Consider the following 729-nt stretch of genomic DNA (forward strand, 5'->3'; position numbering starts at 1 on the left):
ACTTCTTCGACGTTGTTACCGATACTTGAAACAATACCCATACCGGTGATTACGACTCGTTTCATGTGACATTCCTATAATTCAAAATTCAGCTAGATGATAACCAAGAAGGCCAACAAAAGTGGTCAGCTTTCCTAGAAATTCGTACAATCCCTATCAACATATCGCTTCAAATCACAAAATGATAGATTTTATGACTTCAATTACTAACGCTGAACTGGATTGGAACGAGTCTGGCACGCCAGTTTCCGACCAATTCAACGACGTTTACTTCTCAAACGTGAACGGTTTAGAAGAGACTCGTTACGTGTTCTTAAAACAAAACCACCTTCCAGAGCGCTGGCTAGAACACGACCAACGCCGCTTTGTAATTGCAGAAACTGGCTTTGGTACTGGCCTAAACTTCCTTGCGGTTTGGCAGTGGTTTGACGCATTCCTAAAAGATAACCCACAAGCCATTACCAAAGAGTTACATTTCATCAGTTTTGAGAAATACCCGTTAAATAAAGACGATCTCATCAAAGCGCATCAAGCTTGGCCAGAACTTGCTGAATATGCAGCTCAGCTTCAAGAGCACTATCCGATTGCAGTGCCGGAATGTCACCGAATTGTACTCGGTGATGGCAAAATTACCCTCGATTTATGGTTTGGTGATATTAAAGACTGCATGCCACTTGTCCCGACCCCAGAGCATGGGTTAGTCGACGCTTGGTTCCTTGATGGTTTTGC

At 43.2% G+C, this 729-nt stretch carries 1 protein-coding gene; it reads left to right on the forward strand.

Features of this window, described 5'->3' with window-relative positions; translation table 11 throughout:
- Positions 1–121: 121 nt before the first annotated feature.
- The coding region (mnmD, locus tag KIV40_RS34175) for a tRNA (5-methylaminomethyl-2-thiouridine)(34)-methyltransferase MnmD (RefSeq protein WP_285353885.1) at positions 122–729 on the forward strand (608 nt) is incomplete at its 3' end.

This window comes from Vibrio sp. D173a (genome assembly GCF_030248475.1).